The sequence below is a fragment of the Streptomyces sp. S063 genome (genome assembly GCF_002832675.1).
Lineage (GTDB): Bacteria > Actinomycetota > Actinomycetes > Streptomycetales > Streptomycetaceae > Streptomyces > Streptomyces sindenensis.
In genome coordinates this window covers 626,381-648,138 of the sequence record NZ_CP021707.1, presented here as the reverse complement: position 1 = coordinate 648,138, position 21,758 = coordinate 626,381, and the positions used below count along the sequence as shown (strand labels likewise).

General features: G+C 69.9%; 15 protein-coding genes and 1 pseudogene. 7 read left to right on the top strand and 9 right to left on the bottom strand.

Translation table 11 applies throughout. The features are described 5' to 3' along the window. Positions 1-54: 54 nt before the first annotated feature. The 3 genes from CCZ36_RS02825 to CCZ36_RS02815 all read right to left on the bottom strand — a co-directional run bounded on the left by CCZ36_RS02825 (position 55) and on the right by CCZ36_RS02815 (position 5,308). Positions 55-1,539 carry a Gfo/Idh/MocA family protein gene (locus CCZ36_RS02825; RefSeq protein WP_069736178.1) on the bottom strand — a complete coding sequence of 495 codons (1,485 nt, stop codon included), beginning with the start codon at positions 1,537-1,539 and terminating at the stop codon, positions 55-57. Between the two features lie 265 nt (positions 1,540-1,804). Further along, a complete protein-coding gene (locus CCZ36_RS02820) occupies positions 1,805-4,759 on the bottom strand; it encodes an FAD-binding and (Fe-S)-binding domain-containing protein (protein ID WP_128816970.1) in 2,955 nt (984 codons plus the stop codon). Positions 4,760-4,816: 57 nt separating this feature from the next. Then, positions 4,817-5,308, bottom strand: coding sequence for a MarR family winged helix-turn-helix transcriptional regulator (locus CCZ36_RS02815; protein ID WP_069742528.1), 492 nt, complete (start codon positions 5,306-5,308; stop codon positions 4,817-4,819). Positions 5,309-5,421: 113 nt separating this feature from the next. On the opposite strand from CCZ36_RS02815, the gene CCZ36_RS02810 reads away from it, so the two are divergent. The 3 genes from CCZ36_RS02810 to mltG all read left to right on the top strand — a co-directional run bounded on the left by CCZ36_RS02810 (position 5,422) and on the right by mltG (position 9,214). Beyond that, positions 5,422-7,239, top strand: coding sequence for an ABC transporter ATP-binding protein (locus tag CCZ36_RS02810; RefSeq protein WP_069736181.1), 1,818 nt, complete (start codon positions 5,422-5,424; stop codon positions 7,237-7,239). Between the two features lie 80 nt (positions 7,240-7,319). Then, the gene (locus CCZ36_RS02805; RefSeq protein ID WP_069736182.1) at positions 7,320-7,931 is read left to right on the top strand and encodes a hypothetical protein; all 612 of its coding nucleotides are present in this window, start codon (positions 7,320-7,322) and stop codon (positions 7,929-7,931) included. A gap of 422 nt (positions 7,932-8,353) precedes the next feature. After that, a complete protein-coding gene (mltG, locus tag CCZ36_RS02800) occupies positions 8,354-9,214 on the top strand; it encodes an endolytic transglycosylase MltG (protein WP_069736183.1) in 861 nt (286 codons plus the stop codon). Between the two features lie 78 nt (positions 9,215-9,292). On the opposite strand, the gene CCZ36_RS02795 is transcribed toward mltG, so the two are convergent. Together CCZ36_RS02795 and CCZ36_RS02790 are read right to left on the bottom strand one after the other, a co-directional pair. Continuing rightward, complete coding sequence (locus CCZ36_RS02795) at positions 9,293-10,423, bottom strand: NAD(P)-binding domain-containing protein (RefSeq protein WP_206515707.1); 1,131 nt, start codon at positions 10,421-10,423, stop codon at positions 9,293-9,295. 111 nt (positions 10,424-10,534) lie between these two features. Continuing rightward, positions 10,535-10,729, bottom strand: a pseudogene (locus CCZ36_RS02790) (ABC transporter permease); the annotation flags it as partial. Positions 10,730-10,830: 101 nt separating this feature from the next. Between CCZ36_RS02790 and CCZ36_RS02785 the strand changes: the two are divergent. Both CCZ36_RS02785 and CCZ36_RS02780 read left to right on the top strand, forming a co-directional pair. Further along, positions 10,831-11,253 carry a YjbQ family protein gene (locus CCZ36_RS02785; protein WP_069736185.1) on the top strand — a complete coding sequence of 141 codons (423 nt, stop codon included), beginning with the start codon at positions 10,831-10,833 and terminating at the stop codon, positions 11,251-11,253. Between the two features lie 272 nt (positions 11,254-11,525). Then, positions 11,526-14,111 (top strand): GmrSD restriction endonuclease domain-containing protein, encoded by a 2,586-nt coding sequence (locus CCZ36_RS02780; RefSeq protein WP_128816969.1) that lies wholly within the window; start codon positions 11,526-11,528, stop codon positions 14,109-14,111. Between the two features lie 72 nt (positions 14,112-14,183). On the opposite strand, the gene CCZ36_RS02775 is transcribed toward CCZ36_RS02780, so the two are convergent. After that, positions 14,184-14,933 carry a 3'-5' exonuclease gene (locus tag CCZ36_RS02775; RefSeq protein ID WP_128816968.1) on the bottom strand — a complete coding sequence of 250 codons (750 nt, stop codon included), beginning with the start codon at positions 14,931-14,933 and terminating at the stop codon, positions 14,184-14,186. Positions 14,934-14,942: 9 nt separating this feature from the next. Here CCZ36_RS02775 and CCZ36_RS02770 point away from each other — a divergent pair, with 9 nt between their 5' ends. Continuing rightward, positions 14,943-16,256 carry a hypothetical protein gene (locus CCZ36_RS02770; protein ID WP_128816967.1) on the top strand — a complete coding sequence of 438 codons (1,314 nt, stop codon included), beginning with the start codon at positions 14,943-14,945 and terminating at the stop codon, positions 16,254-16,256. A 471-nt stretch (positions 16,257-16,727) separates the two neighbouring features. On the opposite strand, the gene CCZ36_RS35490 is transcribed toward CCZ36_RS02770, so the two are convergent. Both CCZ36_RS35490 and CCZ36_RS02760 read right to left on the bottom strand, forming a co-directional pair. Then, a complete protein-coding gene (locus CCZ36_RS35490; protein ID WP_237302588.1) occupies positions 16,728-17,189 on the bottom strand; it encodes a GmrSD restriction endonuclease domain-containing protein in 462 nt (153 codons plus the stop codon). Positions 17,190-17,298: 109 nt separating this feature from the next. Further along, positions 17,299-19,254: a family 43 glycosylhydrolase gene (locus CCZ36_RS02760; protein ID WP_128816966.1), complete on the bottom strand. Its 1,956-nt coding sequence runs from the start codon at positions 19,252-19,254 to the stop codon at positions 17,299-17,301. 647 nt (positions 19,255-19,901) lie between these two features. Here CCZ36_RS02760 and CCZ36_RS02755 point away from each other — a divergent pair. Continuing rightward, a complete protein-coding gene (locus tag CCZ36_RS02755) occupies positions 19,902-20,909 on the top strand; it encodes a LacI family DNA-binding transcriptional regulator (RefSeq protein WP_069736186.1) in 1,008 nt (335 codons plus the stop codon). A gap of 125 nt (positions 20,910-21,034) precedes the next feature. Here CCZ36_RS02755 and CCZ36_RS02750 read toward each other — a convergent pair whose 3' ends face one another. After that, positions 21,035-21,742: a GH12 family glycosyl hydrolase domain-containing protein gene (locus CCZ36_RS02750; RefSeq protein WP_069736187.1), complete on the bottom strand. Its 708-nt coding sequence runs from the start codon at positions 21,740-21,742 to the stop codon at positions 21,035-21,037. Positions 21,743-21,758: the final 16 nt, after the last annotated feature.

Here is a 21,758-nt window from a genome sequence, read left to right as displayed (position 1 = left end):
GCCCCCGCCCCAGGGGTCCCGGGCCGGGCAGGCAGGCCCGGGACCCCGGGAACGTCACTCCGCGGGCTTCTCCGAGTCCATGCCGGGCCGGGCCTTCTTCCACTCACCGCGAGTGAAGTCCGGGATCGGCAGGGGCACGCCCTTGGCCTTGATGGACAGATGACTCAGCGGCACGGGGGCCGTCCAGACCGCCGCGTCGTACACGTCGAAGTCGGGCACCAGACCGAGCCGCATGCACTGCATCAGGCGGAACACCATGATGTAGTCCATCCCGCCGTGGCCGCCCGGTGGGTTGGCGTGCTCCTTCCACAGCCAGTGGTCCCACTCGGCGTACTTCGTGAAGTCGTCCCACTGGTGGTTCGTGTTCGTGGGCTCCAGATAGATCCGCGCCGGGTAGTCCTCGAACACGCCCCGGGTCCCGCCGAGGCTGTTGATCCGCGAGTACGGGTGCGGCGACGACACGTCGTGCTCCAGCCGGATCACCCGGCCCTTGGCCGTCTGCACGAGGCTGATCGTCCGGTCGGCCCCGATGTACGACTCCTTCCAGCTCGGGTCGCCCGGCTCCATGTGCTCCTCGCGGTACGCGGCGAGCCCCAGGGCAGTGGTGCCGACACTGCTGATGCTGACGACCCGGTCGCCCCGGTTGACATCCATGTAGTTGGCGACCGGACCGAACCCGTGGTTGGGGTAGAGGTCACCGCGCAGCCGGGTGTGCCACAGCCGCCGCCACGGGCCCTCGTAGTAGTCGGGGTCGAACATCAGCTCACGCAGATCGTGGTTGTAGGCGCCCGCGCCGTGCTGCAATTCGCCGAAGAGACCCGCGTGCGCCATCCGCAGCACCCGCATCTCGTTCTTGCCGTAGCAACAGTTCTCCAGCTGCATGCAGTGCCGCCGGGTGCGCTCGGAGAGATCCACGAGCTGCCACAGCTCTTCCAGGCGCATCGCGATCGGGCACTCCACCCCGACATGCTTGCCGTTGAGCATCGCCGTCTTCGCCATCGGGAAGTGCAGCTCCCACGGCGTTACCACGTAGACGAAGTCGATGTCACCGCGCTTGCAGAGGTTCTCGTAGTCGTGCTCGTCCTTGGCGTAGATCGCGGGAGCGGGCTGACCGGCGGCCGTCACCTTCTTGGCGGCCTTCTCCGCCTTGTCCCGGACCGTGTCGCACACCGCCTTGACCTGGACGCCCGGGAGGGCGAGGAAGAGGTCGATCATGCTGGCGCCGCGGTTGCCGAGGCCGATGATGCCGACCCGGACCGTGGAGCGCCGCTCGAAGGGCACGCCCGCCATGGTGCGGCCCTGCCGGGGAGGGGCGGCGGCCACGGCTTCCGCGGCGGCGACGGCGTCGGGGGCACCCCGCCCGGCCGCCGACGCGGTGCCTGCGCCCAGTGCCCCGAGGCCGAGCCCGGCGCCGGCCACGCCCGCCGTGGTCCACAGCACCGAACGGCGGCTGGGGTCCTGCCGGTTCGCCTCGTCGGCCGCGCCTCTGTGCGGGGGTATGTCCTGCGGTTCCGGTGCGGGCCGGGCGTCGTCGTTCATCGAGCCTCCAGGTGGGGTTTGGGGTTCAGACGGTGCGCGAGCGCGCCCGGCCCCGCCGTACGGATACGGGCGGGCGGGACCGGGGCTCGGTAAGGACCCTGGAGGGTGAGGCTGATGGTGCGCAAGGGAAGTATTTGGACTCTTGTCCTCAAACCTTGGACTTTTCTCACGGCACGCCGAAGCCTCGACTGGTGCAACCAATCGAGGCCTTCAAACGCTCATCTGTGCAGGCCAGACGGGGGAGTTGACGCCCGCCGCCACCGACTCACGGGAGAGTCGGGCGGGTGGCGTGTTCCAGTTCGATCAGCGCCGAGCGGTACGGGTGCCCGGTGGCGCGTTCCATGCCGATCTCGCACATCCGGTTCGCCGACAGGTAGGCGTCGTAGGGCCGGCGGTCGACCTCGGCCGCCTCCTCGGCCGTCGCCGAGTCGGTCAACTCCTTGTGCAGCATGCCGCGGTCGCCCGCGAACGCGCAGCATCCCGCGTCGTCCGGGACCACGACCTCCTTCGCGCAGGCCTCGGCCAGCACCCGCAACTGCTCGACGTCACCGAGATGTTGCATCGAGCAGGTGGGATGCAGGACCGCCGAACCGGTTGTCCGGAACACCGTCAGACGCGGCAGCAGCTCCTCGGCCGCCCACACCAGCGAGTCCACGACGGTCAGTTCGCGGTGGAGCGCCCGGTTGTCCTCGGTGAGACAGGGCACCACTTCCTCCGCGATGCCGAGCGTGCACGAGGAGGCGTCCACGACCAGCGGCAGCGTCCCGCCCGCCGTCCAGCCCCAGGCGGCCTCCACGATCCGGTTCGCCATGATCCTGTTGCCCGCGTCGTACCCCTTGGAGTGCCAGATCGTCGCGCAGCACGTGCCCGTGACGTCCTCCGGGATCCACACCGGCTTTCCGGCCCGCCCGGACAGGGCTACCACCGCCTCGGCCAGGGAGAGTCCCGGCCCCGTGTCGCCGTCGTCCGGCCCGGCGAAGATGCGGTTGACGCACGCCGGGTAGTACACCGCGCTCGCCCCGGCGCGTGCGGTGTCCGGCAGCCGCCGCGCCGCCGCACCGGGGATCTGCGGCAGCCACTCCGGTACGAGATCGGGGCGCACGGCCTTGCGAACGAGCCGCGTCACGGCCTGAAGCGGAGCGTCCCCCACCCGGTCCCCGACGGCGTCGGCCGCCGCCACGGCCAGCCGCGCCGAAGCCTCCACCGCCCGGAAGTTCTTCGCGGTGAGCGCCGCGATCCGCTCCTCGCGCGGGGTATGCCGTCGATGCCGGAAGCCCTTCATCATCGCCCCCGTGTCGATACCGACCGGGCAGGCGAGTCTGCAGGTGGAATCCCCGGCACAGGTGTCCACGGCGTCATAGCCGTACGCGTCCAGAAGGCCGGACTCCACCGGTGAGCCATCGGTCTGCCGCATCATCTCCCGGCGCAGCACGATCCGCTGGCGCGGAGTGGTCGTCAGGTCCCCACTGGGACAGGTCGGTTCGCAGAAGCCGCACTCGATGCACGGGTCGGCGACCGCCTCCACCTTCGGAATCGTCTTCAGACCCCGCAGATGGGCCCGCGGATCCCGGTCCAGCACGATGCGCGGGGCGAGCACCCCCGCCGGGTCGATGACCTGCTTGGTCCGCCACATCAGCTCGGTGGCGAGCGGCCCCCACTCGCGCTCCAGGAACGGCGCGATATTGCGTCCGGTGGCGTGCTCCGCCTTGAGCGACCCGTCGAACCGGTCCACCACCAGCGCGCAGAACTCCTGCATGAACGCGTCGTACCGGGCCACGTCGGCCGGCTTCGCCGCGTCGAACGCGAGCAGGAAGTGCAGATTGCCGTGCGCCGCGTGCCCCGCCACGGCGGCGTCGAACCCGTGGCGCGACTGGAGCTCCAGCAGCGCGGCGCAGGCGTCCGCCAGCCGGGCGGGCGGCACCGCGAAGTCCTCCGTGATCAGCGTGGTGCCCGAGGGCCGGGAGCCGCCGACGGCGGTCACGAACGCCTTGCGGGCCTTCCAGTACCCGGCGATCGTCCCGGGGTCCCGGGTGAACGCGTTGGTCACGGACGCCGCCGGACGGACCAGGTCCAGCCCGGCCACCACCGCGTTCGCCGCCCGCTCGAACGCCGCCCGGCCCGCCTCGTCGGCGGCCCGGAACTCCACCAGGAGGGCGGTCGTCTCCCGGGGCAGCGCCGCCCAGTCCGCCGGAACGCCCGGCACGCTCACGGAGGCGCGCAGAGTGTTGCCGTCCATCAGCTCCACGGCGATCGCCCCGGCCTCGTTGAACCGGGGCACGGCGGCCGCGGCGGCGGTGAGGGAGGGGAAGAACAGCAGCGCGCTGGAGACCCGCCGGTCGAGCGGGAGGGTGTCGAAGACGGCCTCGGAGATGAAGCCGAACGTCCCCTCGGAGCCGACCATCAGCCCCCGCAGGATCTGCACCGGCGTCGCCCCGTCCAGGAAGGCGTCCAGGCGGTATCCGTTGGTGTTCTTGATCGTGTACTTGGCGCGGATCCGGGCGGTCAGCTCCGCGTCCGCCTCGATCTCCGCCTTCAGCTCCAGCAGCCCCGCGCACAGCTCCGGCTCGGCGTGGGCCAGCTCCTCGTCGGCGGCGGGGTCCGCGGTGTCGACGACGGTACCGCTCGGCAGGACGAAGGTGAGCGAGGCGAGCGTGCGGTAGGAGTTGCGGGTGGTGCCGGCCGTCATGCCCGAGGCGTTGTTGGCGACGACCCCGCCGAGGGTGCAGGCGATGGCGCTGGCCGGGTCGGGGCCGAGCAGCCTGCCGTACCGCGCGAGGGTGGCGTTGGCCCGCATGACGGTGGTGCCCGGCAGGATCCGGGCTTGCGCCCCGTCGTCCAGCACCTCGACGCCGGTCCAGTGACGGCGTACGTCGACGAGGATGTCCTCGCCCTGCGCCTGGCCGTTGAGGCTGGTGCCCGCGGCCCGGAACACCACGGAACGGCCCTTGCCGTGAGCGTACGAAAGGATCGCGGACACGTCGTCGAGGTCCTCGGGGACCAGCACGACCCGGGGGAGGAAACGGTAGGGGCTGGCGTCGGAGGCGTACCGCACGAGATCGGAGATCTTCCACAGCACCTTGTCCGCGCCGAGCAGCGCGGTCAGCTCGCTCCGCAGCGGCTCCGGGGTGCCGCCCGCGCTGCCGTCGGTGACCCGGTCAGGGGCGGGTTCCCGTGCTGTTCCGGGGCGCAGGGCTTCCGGGTCGGGCTCCAGCAGCGGCATGTCGGCCTTCCCCTCGGCTCGGTGCTCGGTGCTCGGTGCTCGGCAGCGGCACAGCGCTCAGCAGTGGCGCTCCGGCATTCCGTCGACCAGAGCGGACAGCAGCTCACCGAACACCTCGCGCTGATCGGCGGTCAATGGAGCCAGGATCTCCTCTGCGGCGGCCCGGCGCGCGCTGCGCAGGGAGCGCAGTGTGGCGCGCCCCTCGTCGGTGATCTCGATGCGGACCACCCGGCGGCTGTCGGGATCCGGGGTGCGGCGCACCCGGCCGCTTGCCTCCAGGGCGTCGACCAGCGTGGTCACGGCGCGCGGGACGACATCGAGCCGTCGGGCCAGATCCGCCATCCGGGGGGCCGCGTCGTAACCCGCCACCGTCCGCAACAGCCGGAACTGGGCCGGAGTGATGTCGATCGGCTCCAGCTGGCGGCGCTGGATGCGGTGCAGCCGGCGGGTGAGCCGCAGCAACTGCTCGGCCAGCAAGCCGTCGCGGGAGTCCCGGGAATCAGGGGAATCGGAAGGGTCGGAGGGGTCGGGGGAATCCGGGGCGTCCATACGGGAACAATATCAGGACCTGGTTCATTGTGAGTATAGGTAACAATGAGCTAGGCTCTCACTGTGCGGGACCGGGACTGCCCGGCCCCGCCTCACGCCCGACGAAGGAGCCCATGAAGCCCGACGAACCCACGTGGACGCCCCTGCCCGCTGCCCGCACCGACACCGACCGGCCGCCCGCCGAGGTGCGCCGCATCCTCCGTCTCTTCCGTCCCTACCGCGGCCGCCTGGCCGTCGTCGGCCTGCTGGTCGGCGCATCCTCTCTGGTGGCGGTCGCCTCCCCGTTCCTGCTCCGCGAGATCCTCGACACCGCCATCCCGCAGGGGCGTACGGGCCTGCTGACCCTGCTGGCGCTCGGCATGATCCTCACCGCCGTGATGACCAGCGTCTTCGGCGTGCTCCAGACCCTCATCTCGACCACCGTCGGCCAGCGCGTCATGCACGACCTGCGCACCGCCGTCTACACCCAGCTCCAGCGGATGCCGCTCGCCTTCTTCACCCGGACCCGCACCGGAGAGGTCCAGTCCCGCATCGCCAACGACATCGGCGGCATGCAGGCGACGGTCACCTCCACCGCGACCTCGCTGGTCTCCAACCTCACGGCCGTCATCGCGACCGTCGTCGCCATGCTCGCCCTCGACTGGCGGCTCACCGTCGTCTCGCTGCTCCTGCTGCCGGTCTTCGTCGCGATCAGCCGTCGTGTAGGCAGGGAACGCAAGAAGATCACCACCCAGCGCCAGAAACAGATGGCCGCGATGGCCGCCACGGTCACCGAGTCCCTCTCGGTCAGCGGCATCCTCCTCGGCCGCACGATGGGCCGCTCCGACTCCCTCACCCAGGGCTTCGCCGAGGAGTCCGAGCGCCTGGTCGATCTCGAAGTGCGCTCCAACATGGCCGGCCGCTGGCGGATGTCCGTGATCGGCATCGTGATGGCCGCCATGCCCGCCGTCATCTACTGGGCGGCCGGACTCACTTTCGCGTCCGGAGCCGCCGCCGTCTCCATCGGTACGCTCGTCGCCTTCGTCACGCTCCAGCAGGGGCTGTTCCGCCCGGCGGTCAGCCTGCTCTCCACGGGCGTCCAGATGCAGACCTCCCTCGCCCTCTTCCAGCGCATCTTCGAATACCTCGACCTCACGGTGGACATCACCGAACCGGAGAATCCGGTCCGCCTGGAGAAGATCCGCGGCGAGATCGCCTTCGAGGATGTCGACTTCAGCTACGACGAGGAGAACGGCCCGACGCTGACCGGCATCGACGTGACCGTCCCCGCGGGCGGCAGCCTCGCGGTCGTCGGATCCACCGGCTCCGGCAAGTCCACGCTCAGCTATCTGGTGCCACGGCTGTACGACGTCACCGGCGGCCGGGTCACGCTCGACGGCACCGACGTCCGCGACCTGGACTTCGACACCCTCGCCCGGGCCGTCGGCGTCGTCTCCCAGGAGACGTACCTCTTCCACGCCTCGGTCGCCGACAACCTGCGCTTCGCCAAGCCGGAAGCCACCGACGAGGAGATCGAGGCAGCGGCCCGCGCCGCGCAGATCCACGATCACATCGCCTCCCTGCCCGACGGCTACGACACCATGGTCGGTGAGCGGGGCTACCGCTTCTCGGGCGGCGAGAAGCAGCGTCTGGCCATTGCCCGCACCATCCTGCGCGACCCTCCGGTGCTGATCCTCGACGAGGCGACCAGCGCGCTCGACACCCGTACGGAACAGGCCGTGCAGGAGGCGATCGACGCCCTGTCCGCCGGACGGACCACACTCACCATCGCGCACCGGCTCTCCACCGTCCGCGACGCGGACCAGATCGTCGTCCTGGAGGACGGCCGCGTCGCCGAACGCGGCACGCACGAGGAACTGCTCGACCGCGACGGCCGCTACGCCGCCCTGATCCGCCGCGACACCCACCCGGTTCCGGTCCCGGCGCCCTGACGCCCCTCGTCGGGTCCGACCCTCGATCAGACCGCCCCTGACGCCACCGCCACGGCCCGCGTACGGCATGATCGCCGCGCATGAGAGCTCTCCTCGGGGTGGAACTCCCCGGATACCGCCCCGTCGACACCGACACCTGGCTGAACGACCACGGTGATGTGCTGTCGCTGCATCTCTTCCACCTGCCACCGGACCTGCCGGCCGCGCTGGACGACGGCCCGGCTCTGCGGCACGGCCTGACCCACTTCACCGCACGGGCGGGCGGCGGACTCATCGAAGCATCGGTGAAGCGCCTGGGTGAACTGCCCGCCCTGCGGCAGATACTCAAACTACCGTTGCCGAACCAGCCCAGCGGTCAGGCGTTCATCGGCAGCTTCACGGTGCCGCGCGCCGGATGCAGCACCGTGGTGAAGGTCCAGGCGGCGGAGCGCGGCATGACGGGCATGCGGGAAGCCGTGGTGATGGCCAGGCTCGGCCCCGACCAGTACTTCCGGCCGCACCCCTATGCCCCCGAGGTCCAGGGTGGGCTGCCCTTCCACGCGGCGGACCATGTCCAGTGGGACGCCGAGTTCCCGGACCATCCGCTCACCCGGGTCCGCCGGACGCTCGACACCCTCGCGGCGGCGGTGACGGTCGCGCCCGAGTTCGCCGGGCTGCCGCCCTTCACCGGACCCACCGCGACGAACGGCTGAGCCGACCGGCTCCGAACACTCGACGCACACACCACACACGGCGGCGCCGCCGCTCCCGTGGGACGGGGAGCGACGGCGCCGGGTGGAGCAATGGTCAGACGAGCCAACCCACGAAGTGGACGACGCCGGCCAGCAGGTTGGTCAGGAAGTTCATCTGGTCTTTCTCCTTGTACGTGGTGCATCTGTGGGACAGCGCAGTAGCGGTCTGCAGCCCGTTGACTGCGCTCTGCAATCATCACGCCCCGGACGAGTGAAGAGCAACGAATCCCCTGACGATCACGCGTTCCAGCGAACACCCGATCCCTTGTTCGTGTGTTCCGGCTACAGGTGTTCCGGACGCGCCGTACGGCGTTCGTGTCGCCGGGGCCGACGCCGTGGTCGGGCTACCGGCCGTGGCTCGTACCCCGGGTTAACGTGCCCGCATGGTGAACGAGTCCCCGGACGCCCGCCCCCGTCGCAGACTCCGCCCGACCCGTCGCGGAAAGATCGTCCTGGTCGTCGGCGCCCTGCTCGTCGTGTCGGCCGCGGTCCTGATCCCGCTGTCCCTGACCGGATCGGACGAGCCGCCGAAGAAGCAGGAGAGCCCGCGGAGCACGCTGATGATCCCCGAAGGCCGTCGCGTCTCGCAGGTGTACGAAGCAGTCGACGAGGCGCTCGGCCTGAAGCCCGGCAGCACACGCAAGGCCGCGTCGACGGTGGATCTGAAGCTGCCGGCCCAGGCCGAGGGCAACCCCGAGGGGTATCTCTTCCCGGCCACGTATCCGATCGACGACACGACCGAGCCCGCGGGCCTGCTGCGCTACATGGCCGACACCGCCCGCAAGCACTTCGCCGCGGACCATGTCACGGCCGGGGCCCAGCGCAACAACGTCTCCGTCTACGACACGGTCACCATCGCCAGCATCGTCCAGGCCGAGGCCGACACCCCGGCGGACATGGGCAAGGTGGCCCGGGTCGTCTACAACCGGCTGCTCAAGGACATGCCGCTCCAGATGGACTCCACCATCAACTACGCCCTCAAGCGCTCCACCCTGGACACGACGACCGCCGACACCCAGCTGGACAGCCCGTACAACAGCTACCGGATCAAGGGCCTGCCGCCGACGCCCATCGGCAACCCGGGCGAGGAGGCGCTGCGCGCCGCCGTCCGCCCCACGCCCGGCCCCTGGCTCTACTTCGTCACGGTCGGCCCCGGCGACACCCGGTTCACCGACAGCTACGACGAGCAGCAGAAGAACGTAGAGGAGTTCAACCGCAGCCGCGGCTCCGCCACCACGAGCTGACCGGCTCCGCCGCGACGGACTGACCGCATCTGCCGACGGAGGGAAGGCTGCGCGAGGGCGGCGGGAAGACGGAAGGGATCAGGCGGCGGGAACCGGCACGGCGACGCCCGCCCCCGCTTCCCCGCCGGCCCGCACGCCCCCCGGCTCCTTCAACAGCCGCATGACCGACCGGACCGCCGCGCGACCCGCACGGTTCGCGCCGATGGTGCTGGCGGAAGGGCCGTACCCGACGAGATGGACGCGCCCGTCCCGTACGGCACGGGTGCCCTCGGCCCGGATGCCACCACCCGGCTCGCGCAGCTTCAGCGGAGCCAGGTGGTCCACGGCGGGCCGGAACCCGGTCGCCCAGAGGATCACGTCGGTCTCGACGACACGGCCGTCGTCCCAGGCCACCCCGGTCGGCGTGATCCGGTCGAACATGGGCAGCCGGTCCAGCACCCCCTGCTCCCGGGCCCGGCGCACGGCATCGTTCAGCGGCAGCCCGGTGACGCTGACCACGCTTTTCGGCGGCAGTCCGTTGCGTACCCGCTCCTCCACCATCGCCACGGCCGCCCGCCCCCACTCCTCGGTGAACGGTCCCTCGCGGAAGACCGGTTCACTGCGGGTCACCCAGAAAGTCTCGGCGGCGAACTCGGCGATCTCCATCAGATGCTGCGTACCGGAGGCGCCACCCCCGACCACGAGGACGCGCTGTCCCGTGAACTCCTCGGGCCCCGGGTAGTTCGCCGTGTGCAACTGCCGCCCCCGGAACGTCTCCTGGCCCGGATAGCGCGGCCAGAACGGCCGGTCCCAGGTGCCGGTGGCGTTGATCAGAGCCCGTGTCGCGTACGTCCCCTCGGACGTCTCCACCAGCAGCCGCCCGCCGTTCCCCTCCCGTACGGAGCTCACCTCCACGGGCCGGTGGACCCGCAGGCCGAAGCGGTCCTCGTACGCTGCGAAGTACGCGCCGATCACCTCCGAGGAGGGCCGGTCGGGGTCGGCCCCGGTCAGCTCCATGCCCGGCAGCGCGTGCATCCCGTGGACCTTGCCGTACGTCAGCGAGGGCCAGCGGAACTGCCACGCGCCGCCGGGCCGGGGCGCGTGGTCCAGCACGACGAAGGCGTCGTCCGGCTTCAGCCCGACGCGGCGCAGATGGTAGGCGGCGGACAGCCCCGCCTGACCCGCGCCGACGACGACCACGTCCAGCTCGCGCACCCCAGAAATGTTCACGCTTCTACTAACTCGTCGGGCGGCCGGGATCTTCCCGAGCGCCCTCGCACCAGGTACCGGTCGGCGTCAGCACGGCGCCTCGAAGCCCGACTGCTCGTTGGACGCCCCGATCATGAGATCGGCACCGGTGCGGGCGATGGTCCCGGGCGAGGCGAGCACATCGGGATCGAGCACCCCCGTGGCGCTGAAGACCCGCCACAACACGAGCAACAGCAACGGCCCCACGGCACGCCGCGCCCACCGCGGAGCGGCCCGCAACCGCCGCGACCGCCGGACGGAGGCGCGCGCGAAGCGAGCAGAGCTGATCGGAGCATGGCGCTGAACGCCGTCATCCGGTCGGGACACGGGCCAAGGGCGTCTCGGAGCGGGGACGCCTCATCTCACCCCGGTGAGGTGATGATGGGGGCATGTCCGATTCCTTCACCACCACGGTCCTGAACATCACCACGGGTACGGCCGAGACGGTCACGGACCTGACGCGCGCCTGCGAGGAGTTCCTCACCCGCACCGCCCCCCGCCGCGACGGCCTGCTCAACGTCTTCGTCCCGCATGCCACGGCCGGTATCGCGGTACTGGAGACCGGCGCCGGCAGCGACGACGACCTCCTGGCCGCCCTCCATCACCTGCTCCCCGCAGACGACCGCTGGCAACACCGCCACGGCAGCCCCGGCCACGGCCGCGACCACGTGCTCCCCGCCCTGGTCCCGCCCCACGCCACGCTGCCGGTGATCGGCGGCCGACTGGAGCTGGGGACCTGGCAGTCGGTCTGCCTGGTCGACACGAATCGCGACAATGCGGACCGCCAGGTCCGGCTGTCGTTCCTCGGGTAGGAGCACATGCGTCGTCACTGTAGGAGCGACTTCCGGCCACACCAGACGAGACGCCGCCCGGATCGATGATGGCCTCGCGGGCGGTCGAGTGTTTCTAGGACCGACCGTTCCTGGAGGGCGAAAACGAGGGCGGTCGGTACCTGGCGTGACTACCGCAACCTGCTCGTCGCCGCCAGTTGCTGACGGCGGCGAGATCGTCCGGTTACTCCCGTGCGCACCTCTGATCGTGGAAGATGGGCAGCAGGTCGAAGACACCCAGGGGAGAAGCACGCGTGCACGCTCAGGAGACCACGTTCAAAGAGCTCGTCCAGGGGGAGAAGCAGTATCAGGTGCCGCTCTACCAGCGCACCTACAGCTGGCAGCGTGAGCAGTTGCAGCAGCTCTGGGACGACGTGCAAGAGCTGGTCGAGGAGCAGTTGGAAGGGCGGGCTCCCGCAGCGCACTTCCTCGGCTCCGTCGTACTGGCACCGGGCCGGATCACCGCCGGCGGCATGCAGCGCTGGCTCGTCGTCGACGGCCAGCAGCGGCTCACCACCCTCATGCTCGCCTTCACCGCGCTGCGCGACCGCCACCGGGAACGCGGCGGCGCGGAACGGCAGGCCGACCGCATCCATGACCTGGTGCTCGTCAACAAGTACCGCAACGGTGACGACCACTACCGGCTCCTGCCGACGCAGGCGGACCGGGATGCCTTCACGGCATGTGTCGAGAGCTCACCCAAGGCAGGCGGTCCCGGCAATGTGGGCGCCGCCTACCGGTTCTTCGTCGCCGCGCTGACCGAGGGCGAGGCGAGCGGCGGTGAGGCGTGGACGGACGCGGTGGAGACCGTACTGAGCGGCCTGCTGTCGATCGTCGAGATCACCGCGGCCGAGGGCGACAACGTCTACCGGATCTTTGAGTCGATCAACAACACCGGTGTCGGACTCAGCCAGAGCGACCTGCTGCGCAACTACCTCTTCATGTGTCTGCCGACCCGTGGCGAGTCGGTCTACCGCAACCGTTGGCTGCCCATGCAGGAACTGCTCGGTCCGGCCAACCTCGAACTCCTGGTCTGGCTCGACCTGGTCGTGGCCGGCAACAGCCGGGCCAAACAGAGCGAGATCTACCGCGACCAGAAGAAGCGCCTGGAACCCCTGAGCGCGGACGAAGCGGCCCTCGAAGCCGAGATCGAGTCCCTCTCACGGCGGGCCGGACGCCTGATGCGGATCCTGGAGCCCGAACGGGAGCCTGACCCGGAGTTGCGCGGGGTGTTGGAAAGACTGTCACGCTGGGGCGGCCAGACCCACTACCCGCTGGCGCTTCAGCTGCTCGACCGGGTGGACGGTGGACAGGCCACAACCCATCAGGCCGCCCGGGCACTGGCGTACGCCGAGAGCTACATGGTGCGACGGCTCTTCGCGGGCTACTCCACCACAGGCAGCAACCGGGTCTTCATGGAGATGCCCAGGGAACTGGAGAAGGACGAGGACCCGGCGGAGGCCGTACGCCGCATCCTGTCGAAGAACAAGGCGGGCGCGCGCGTCTGGCCTGACGACGACGCCGTCCGCGAAGCGATCCGCACCCGGCCCTTCTACAAGGCGGGCCGCAGCAACCAGCGGCTCCAGGTACTGCGCAGGCTGGAGGAGAGCTACGGGGGGAGCGAGCCGGTCGACTACGCCAAAGCGCGTCTCACCGTCGAGCACGTACTGCCGCAGAACCCCGCCCAGCAATGGTTCGACCTGCTCGCCGAAGAGGCCGAGGACGGACAGGGCCCGGACGAGCTCCATGCCCTGCTCGTCCACACACTGGGCAACCTGACCCTCTCCGGGGACAACGCCAAGCTCTCGAACCATCCGTTCCGCCGCAAGCAGGAGATCCTGGACTCCAGTGCCCTGCGCATGAACCAGGAGATCGCCGGGCGGGAGCGGTGGGGGAGGGCGGAGATCCTCGACCGCGCCGCCCGCCTGGCCGACCGGGCGGTGCGGCTGTGGCCCGGCCCCGTCTCCGGAACGGTCCCCGGGGACGACGAGTGGTCCGGCTGGAAGGAGCTGCGGGCCGCACTTCTTGCCATGCCGGCGGGTACATGGACGACGTATGGCGATGTTGCGGCGCTCATCGGCACCCATGCCGTCCCGGTGGGCCAGCACCTGGCGTCCAAGGCCGGCCTGCACGGCGCCTACCGGGTGCTGACGGCGGACGGCCGCGTCTCGGTGGGCTTCCGGTGGCCCGACGGTCAGGAGCACGAAGGTGCGCGAACCTGCCTGGAGGCGGAGGGCGTTCCCTTCGACGACGCGGGCCGGGCCCGCCGCTCCCACCGGCTGACGACGGGCGATCTGGCGGCCCTGCTCGGCAAGGAAACCGCCGAGGAGGCCGTGCCGGTCCCACAGACCGAAGTCGAGCAGCTGTCGGCGGCCGACCGGTTCGAAGCGCAACTGCGTGACAACCAGACCAAGGAAACCGCCGAAAGCGTTCTGGGCGCGCTCCGCTTCTGGGAACGACAGGGCGGCCACCTCGCCTACGGCCGGGCGAGTGAGACCAGCTGCTTCCCCCTGGCGCGGTTCGGCGGCACGACCGACACCCGAACTCTGTGGCCACTGGGGATCTACCCGGTCTCCGGGACGGTCGAAGTCGTCTTCCAGTATCTCAAGCGGCGCCCCCCGTTCGACGACGAGCCGCTGCGGCGCGAGTTGATGACCCGGCTGAACGACATCGAGGGCATCGATCTGGCAGAGGCCAAGCTCGATCTGCGTCCGTCCTTCCCCGTGGAGGTCTTCGCCGCGCACAGCGAGGAGATCTGCGCGGTGCTGGAGTGGTTCGCGCACACGGCTGCCCTCGCGGAGGCCCGGCGCATGCCGGACGAGGACCCCGGCGCTCTCTGACGTCCCGCGTCCGTCGCGCACGTGGGGCTCAGGGGACTCCCGGGGCCTCCCGCAGGTCGGACTCGCTCGGCGCTACGGGCACGGGCCGGTGACCGGGGCCAGGAACGGACCTGGATCGCCGTGCCAGGACACCCGAAGTGCCTCCCGCGCCTGCGTGCACGCCACGAACATCAGGCTCAACTCGCTGTTCACACCGTCTTGGTGCTGCTGCGCGTGGACATCCACCGGAGCGACCGCGGCCTTCACCGGCACCGTGCCGTCGTTCACCCCGGCCACTGTCACGCAGCGGAAGTCCAGCCCCTTCATCCGGTGCATGGTCCCGATCCGCACCCCTGGTCCGCTACGACCGGCGCCCAGCACACATGCCGCGATCCCGGCCCGTTCCAGGGCCCCCGCGATGTCCCGGCCGAACTGGACGAACCGCACCGCTATACCGATGTGTTCCGCCTCCACCCCCGAGGCGATCCACTTCTCCACCCGGGACACCAGTGCCGCGGTCTCCTCGGCCTCGGCCGCGTGCGCGGACGTCTCGGGCCGTACGCCGCGCATCGTGGAGCGGTAACCGGCCAGGGATTCCTTCGCCCCGTCCATGTCGTCCGGCTCCTCACCCGTCAGCAGCGAAGCGGACCAGGCCAGGATCTCCTGCAACTCCTCGGTCCGGACGCGGTGACGGTGTGGCTGGGACTGCGAGGGTGCGGTGAAGCCGTCCAGGTTGTGACCTGGCCCGAGGAGTGGCCAGTGCTGGCCGGGCGCCGTGATCCGCGAGGACGGGAATCGACCACCCCAGCCGTATGCCAGCCGTAGGCTGTTGAGGGAACGCAAGGGGAGACGATGATTGACTACCGCAAGGCAGCAGCTGTTCCGGTGTGGACGCTCGCGACCGGTGACGTCCGGGTGCCCGCCGTGGTCGGGGACAGGCCGATGACAGCTGAGCGCCTGGGTGAGTTGCGCGGCGTGCTGGCCGTCCTGGCAGACGAGCCGATCGCCACTCTCGAGGCACATCCGCTGCCCGACGAGCTTGACCGCAGCCGAGGCCTCCCGCTCGACGCTGTGAGTCCCTTGGCACAGCACCTGTCGCAGCTCGTCACGCAGACAGCACGGAACTCCTCCGCTGCGGCCACGGCGACCGCCGCGGGCGAGAACCTGTATCGCATCGTGATTCCGGCGAAGGTCGCAGCCCAGGTCGGCCAGGGCATGGTCCGCCGGATGGCATCGAAGGCGGTGGTCGGTGGCGTCCGTGGTCCGCTCGTGGATCCCATGGGCCGCATCGTCGCCCACGCGACGTACGTGCCGGTCGGTAAGGCGGCGGCAGCGGGCGCAGCCGGTGGAGCCGGTGCTACGGCCGGCGTCACGGCCGTCGGCGGTGCGGCGCTCACCGTGGCCGCGCCGCTCGTACTCATGGCCGTGGCGGTGGGGGTGAGTGCGCATGCCGACCAGCAGCGTCAGCAGGCCATCGAACACATCACGGAACTGCTGGAGCGACTGCACGAGGAGAAGCTCGAAGACGAGCACAGTGCCCTCGACGGCTGCCGAGGCGCCATCGAAAAGGCCACCGCGATCCTGCTCGACCAGGGCAAGCTCGGTGTGTCGCTGGGGCTGGACTCGGCGGTGTATGCCATCGACACGGCACTGGGCAAGGCCGGTCGCCGCCTCACCCGGTGGCAGAACACCCTTGATGCGCTGCCCGATGGCGAGGCCGTCGAGCTCGGCACACTGACCAAGTCGTTCCCCGGCATCGACGACCAGGGTGGCGAATTCCGTGCCCACCTCGAACTCGCTTCGCTGGCGATTGCGTTGAAGCGGCGAGTCGTCGTTCTGCAAGCGGTCGAGCATGCGCAGAACAACCCTGGCAATCTGTTTGAGAGCTTCACGCGTGAACTCAAGCGGGACCAGCAGCGCCTCGACGAACTGGAGTCGGGCATCGCCGAGGTTCTGCTACGCCTGTCGGCGCTCGAGTTGGCTCGCCCGAACGGATTGCGGCCCGTCTTCACGCCCGGTGAAGTTGATCGCCTGATGCGTGCGGCACACCGGATCAACCGGCTGGACGAAAACGTGACGGTCAACAGCCGCGCCACGGATGTGACGATCGAGATCGCCCGCAACAGGGACGGTTCGGTGGTGGTCTTCCCCGCCCTGCCCGCGTAGGTGTGCCCGACTCGCCTGGTGAGGCGAGTGGTGTGGGTTACAGGCGGCTGCGGAGAACCGCTGCGGCCCAAGCGCTAAGCCTGTCCCGGAAACGCAGCTTGAGGCACACCGGGCCACGGAGACTCTGCGGCTGCGGCAGATCTGGCGTTACCGGCGGTGAGCGGGCACTGGGTTGGTGTCAGAAACGTCGCGAGGACGAGATTGCGGCGTCTCGTGTATCGACGAGCGTGGAATCGCCGACCACGCGCTCACACCGTGGGGCGGGCAGGGTGCCGCATTCGATGGCCGACCGAGGCGGTGACAGGCGCCACGCCGGGCCGACGACACAGCGCACTGGGGCGGTTGGGAGGCCTGGCTGGTGGTCTCGGCGCGAAGGCGGCTGGGCGCTGGGTGCGGGGCGAGAGGGAGTCAGTCGACAGCTGGTCGGTACGTGTGTTGCGGTTTTCGCAATGCGTCCGTGGCAGGCCGCTGTCAAAGGCCGCCGCCACTCTCCACGAGGCGGGGCCAGGGAAGCGGGCCGCAGGTTCTGGTGCCTGCGGTGCGACTGTCCTTGACGAGCACCAGTGAGCCGAGGAAACAGGGTTCTCGGTCACCTCTCAGGAGAGCTACTTCGAGGTCCGCGAGGAGTTGCTGAGCCTGCTCGGGCTGCCATCTGTAAGGACGTTGGTATTCCGGGATCCTGAAGTCGTCGTCAAAGGACGGGTTCGCGAGTGCAGGGGCTGCCCGTGCTCGCCACAGCCGTGACCCGGGAAGACCCTCGCCGCAGTCCGGCGTATACCTGTCTCGGAGGGGAGCCGGCCCGCGTTCGGGGAGATCGACGCGCCGATCGACGGCGACGGCGAGGTCGGTGTCGGCCGGGTGGCGGCCGTCGGCCCCGCCGCCCCCGGCTGGGACGCGGAAGCCGGTGCGGCGGCGGGCCTGCGGGTTCCTCACCGTCTGACCGGCGGATGCGCCGAACCTCGATCGGTGTGTCCGGCCGGACCGTCTCACCAGGTCACCAGGTCACCAGGTCACCAGGTCACCAGGTCGCCGGCTCACCGTCTCACCAGGGCCTGAAGGTCGCGTCCGGCCGATCCGCAGCGCTGACGCGCTCGCTGTACAGCAGCGCGTCCCGGTGCCGCAGGTAACTGCCGGGTGTGCTGTAGGACTCGAACGAGGTCAGGGTCCGGTCGGAGAGACCGGGTACGCGTCGCCATGTGGCGTCCACGCGGAAGTCGGCGTCATCCGTGCGCGTGTCGATCCACACCTCTCCGTCCCGCTGCCGCAGGAAGGATCCGGGGAAGTTGACCGACTCGAGTGACGCGGCCGACGGGTCCGCCAGACCGGGGACGACCTTCCACTGCATGTCGGCGTACGGCGTGACGTCGGGGTCGACCCGGCCACGGCTCCACGCGTGCCGGATGAACTGGTTGGGGGCGTCGGACGCCTCGAAGCTGAACACGTTGGAGCGGATCGAGACGTTGTCGAAGCGGGCGGACGGCCTGCCCGGTGCTGCCGCGGTGCCGGCTTTCGGCGGCAACGGGGCGGTGTGCAGGCCGTTGGCCCCGGTAGCGAAGGCCGAGTCCGTCGTGCTGATCTTCGGCACGGCCATGTCGTCGACGTAGACCTTGAGGGACGGCCCTACGGCCTCGACCTTCACCCGGTGGGTCGTGCCGACCGCCCCCGTCAGCCGGGCCGTCGCCAGCTGTGTCCGTTCGTCGCCCGTCGCCTTGCCGAGGACCAGGCCCTTGGCGGTCAGGTCGGCGTAATAGCCGTGGAAGCCCTCGGTGCCCGTGCCCGGTCGCGAGACACGGAAGGCGAGGCCGGATGTGCTCCGGCTGTGCCGCAGGGTCACGTCGGCCTCGTAGACCAGGTCCGAGAAGTCGGTGTCCTGCAGCGAGAGACCACGGGAGGAGGACATGGTGGAGTACGCTCCGCGCTCGGGAGTCCAGCCGGCGCCACCGTACGTGCGCCAGCCGACCGCGTTGCCGTCGTCGAAGTTGTCCTTGACCTTCATGGTGACCGGACGGATCGTGCCGTCCTCGTTGAAGTGGATCCGGTCGTAGGCCAGGGTCCGGTGGTTGCCATCGGTCTCGCTCAGCGGGCGGCGGTGGTAGACGATGTACCAGATGTCGGTGCCCGGCACGTTGACGACCGAGTTGTGCCCGGAGCCGCGGGCGACGGCCGAGTCCTGTGCCAGCACCTGGTCGATCTTCCTGAACGGGCCGGTCGGGGAGTCCGACATGGCGTACGACACCGAGTAGTCGGGGCCGGTCCAGCCGCCCTCGGACCACATCATGTAGTACGTGCCGCCGCGCTTGAACATGAAGGAGCCCTCGACGTGGTTCTCCCGGGTGATCTCCTTGTAGGTCGATCCGTCGGGGAAGGTGTCGAGGCTGGTCATGTCCGGGTTGAGCTTGACGACGTTCGCGTGGCCCCATCCGCCGTAGTACATGTACGCCTGGCCGTCGTCGTCGATGAAGACGTCCTGGTCGATCGGCTGGGCACCGTTGTGGAACCGGGAGATCAGCGGGCCGCCGATGGCGTCCTTGTACGGGCCCTCCGGGCGGTCGGCGACGGCGACGCCGATCCCGCCGTGCTCGGAGTCGTTCTGGATGTCGTTGGCCGCGAAGTAGAGGTAGTACTTGCCGTCGCGGAAGACCGGAGCGGGGGCCCAGAGAGCGTACTTGGCCCAGGAGACGTCGGCGATGTCCAGCACCTTGGAGTGCTTGGTCCACGTCACCATGTCCGTCGAGGAGAACGCGTCCATGAAGGTCTGTTCGGCGTACCTGCGGGAGGTGGTGGGGAAGATCCAGAAACGGTCGTCGTAGACCGCGACATCCGGGTCGGCGTACCAGCCCTCGACCAAAGGGTTCCCCGCCTCGGCCGTGCTCTGGACCGGTACGTCGACAGCCCGGGCGGCCGCCGGGCCGTCGGCTCCCGCGGAGGATGGGGCGACGCCCGCCAGCAGGGCGGCGGCCAGGGCGATGAGGGAGAGCTTGCGGATGGTGCGCACCATGGTTGCGGGGCCTTTCTCGCAGGCGACAACGTTGTCGGACGAAGGTGCGTGGCAAGACGGGGCGCGTACGTACGGGAGGCGCGTTCTGTCGTCGGAGCGGTGCGTGGTGTGCGAGTTCAGCGCGGTCCCGTGGGTGGGCGGACCGATGTACGACGTTGGAAATTCTGCGACGTGCAGCATAAGAACATGGGTGCTGCCCTCTGTCCACCCCGCGCCCACCACCTCCGGCGTTCAGCGGGGAGCCGGTGGGGGTGCGGTACGGCTGCCTTGCGAAAACCCCGCGAGTGGTGCCCTGGGCCCCGGCCACACTCCCGGGACCGGCGGTACGGCGTGAAGAGCTGTCGGCTACCGCGGCCCGAACAGCGCCCGATGTCCGACCCAACTCCCCTAGGGGGGAGCCGCGTTGTTCGTACGGCCGCAGTGCGCGAAGCTGGCTGCCAGGAGTCCATACGATGACGAGTCCCCTCCCGTCCGCTGCCTCGGCGCGAATCGAAGCGCTTCGACTCCTCTCTGGACAGTGGTTTGGGGGCGAGTCTAGGCTTCACGATGTCTGTGCATGTCAGAGTGTGAAGGGGAGCGCAGTCAGGCGCTGTCGAAGCGCTTCACCTGCTCTCCCTTGTGGTCGCCATCTGTAGGGGAGAAGCCGAATGGTCACGCTTGCCGAGGTCGCCCAGCACGCCGGAGTGTCCGCGAGCACGGTGAGCTACGTCCTCAGCGGCAAGCGGTCGATCTCCGCCTCCACCCGAAAACGGGTCGAGCACAGTATTCAGCAGCTGGGCTACCACCCCAACGCCGGCGCCCGTGCCCTCGCCAGCAGCAGGTCCAACATCATCGCGCTGATGGTGCCCCTGCGCACGGACATGTACGTGCCCGTGATGATGGAGATCGCCATCGCCGTCGCCACCAGTGCCCGCACGCACGGCTACGACGTCCTCCTGCTCACCGGCGAGGAGGGGCCGGCGGCCGTCCGGCGGATCGCGGGGAGTTCTCTGGCGGACGCGATGATCCTGATGGACGTCGAACTGCACGACGAGCGGCTGCCGCTGCTCCGTGAGTCGGGCCGGACCGCCGTCCTGATCGGCCTGCCGGCCGAGACCAGTGGGCTGACCTGTGTCGACCTCGACTTCGAGGCGACCGGTGCACTCTGCGTGGAGCATCTCGCCGGACTCGGACACCGTGAGGTGGCGGTGATCGGCGAGGCGGCCGCCGTCTACGAGCGGCACACCGGCTTCGCGGAACGGACCGTGGACGGCGTACGGGCGAAGGCGCAGGAGGCAGGGATGAGGATCCTGCACCGTCCCTGCGAGGGCGGGTACGCGGCGACGGCCGGCACACTGGGCCGCGTTTTCGACGAACGGCCCGGAACGACCGGCTTCATCGTGCAGAACGAGGCCGCGGTCGAGCCTCTGCTCAACCTGCTCCAGCAGCAGGGACGAGCGGTGCCGGAGGACGTGTCCGTCGTGGCCGTCTGCCCCGAGCAGGTGGCCACGCAGGCCTCGGTGCGGCTCACCTCCGTGGCCATCCCGGCACAGGAGATGGGGCGCCGCGCAGTGGAACAGGTGGTCGCGAAGCTCGCCGGCCGGGGTACCGACCAGGTGGAACTGCTGGAGCCCGTCCTCACGGTGCGCGCGAGCACGGGACCGGCTCCGGCCTGAGTGCCGACGGGGCCTGGGCAGACCGCCGAAGCGGCCGACGGGCGGCCCGGCGGCGCTCGGGGAGGCCCGCTGACACGGCGCGCGGACGCCGGGCCGGGGAACCCCCGGCCCGGCGTCCGTCCGGATCAGCTCGACGAGACGTTGAACCCGTTGGTCGTGAAGTTCAGCCCGCCGGCGGAGGACGTGATCTCGTAGCCGAACTGGACGTCACCGATGGTCTCGTTGCCCCACCAGCCCTTGGTGTCCTTGATCCATTTCAGGATCGGCAGGATGTCGACGGTGCCGGCGGTCGAGTCAGAGGTCCGCAGGAACGAGAAGACCTGGTTGGCGCCGTTGTCACCCTTGTAGACGGCCCAGGTGTGCCCGCCGAGGGTGACCGTTCCCTGGGAGGTGCCGAGCGGGCCGACGGCGCCGTTGTGGTTCACCCACAGCATCACCTCGTAGTCGTAGTCCGTGTCCCAGATGTCGTACGACGTGTTGTACGCACCGGATGACGGGACCGTCACGTTGTAGCCGCTGGTCAGGGACGAGAGCGACGTGATCGGCTTGTTGACGATCTTCTTGGCGTTCGGGTACGACTTGATGCCGCCGGTGTTCGGGTGGTTCGCCGTCACGCCCCAGTTGCTCGACGAGTTGGCCCAGATGGACTGGGTGCCCGCTCCGGAGCCCCAGATGTTGTTGTAGAGGATGTAGCTGTCGGACGTGGTGTAGTTGCCCCACTGCTCCGACGAGGTCCAGATCGCGGCGTGGGCGGGAGCCGCCGCGAAGCCGATCAGCGCGGCCACGGCTGCCGTCGGGGCCAGCAGGAGCCTGGTCAGGGTGGAATGTGCCACGGGGTGTTCCTTCCAT

Excerpts from the sequence above, each read along its gene's own strand:
- CCZ36_RS02825 (WP_069736178.1), bottom strand. The coding sequence starts at position 1,539 with ATGAACGACGACGCCCGGCCCGCACCGGAACCGCAGGACATACCCCCG.
- CCZ36_RS02820 (WP_128816970.1), bottom strand. The coding sequence starts at position 4,759 with ATGCCGCTGCTGGAGCCCGACCCGGAAGCCCTGCGCCCCGGAACAGCA.
- CCZ36_RS02815 (WP_069742528.1), bottom strand. The coding sequence starts at position 5,308 with ATGGACGCCCCGGATTCCCCCGACCCCTCCGACCCTTCCGATTCCCCT.
- CCZ36_RS02810 (WP_069736181.1), top strand. The coding sequence starts at position 5,422 with ATGAAGCCCGACGAACCCACGTGGACGCCCCTGCCCGCTGCCCGCACC.
- CCZ36_RS02805 (WP_069736182.1), top strand. The coding sequence starts at position 7,320 with ATGAGAGCTCTCCTCGGGGTGGAACTCCCCGGATACCGCCCCGTCGAC.
- mltG (WP_069736183.1), top strand. The coding sequence starts at position 8,354 with ATGGTGAACGAGTCCCCGGACGCCCGCCCCCGTCGCAGACTCCGCCCG.
- CCZ36_RS02785 (WP_069736185.1), top strand. The coding sequence starts at position 10,831 with ATGTCCGATTCCTTCACCACCACGGTCCTGAACATCACCACGGGTACG.
- CCZ36_RS02770 (WP_128816967.1), top strand. The coding sequence starts at position 14,943 with ATGATTGACTACCGCAAGGCAGCAGCTGTTCCGGTGTGGACGCTCGCG.
- CCZ36_RS02760 (WP_128816966.1), bottom strand. The coding sequence starts at position 19,254 with ATGGTGCGCACCATCCGCAAGCTCTCCCTCATCGCCCTGGCCGCCGCC.
- CCZ36_RS02755 (WP_069736186.1), top strand. The coding sequence starts at position 19,902 with ATGGTCACGCTTGCCGAGGTCGCCCAGCACGCCGGAGTGTCCGCGAGC.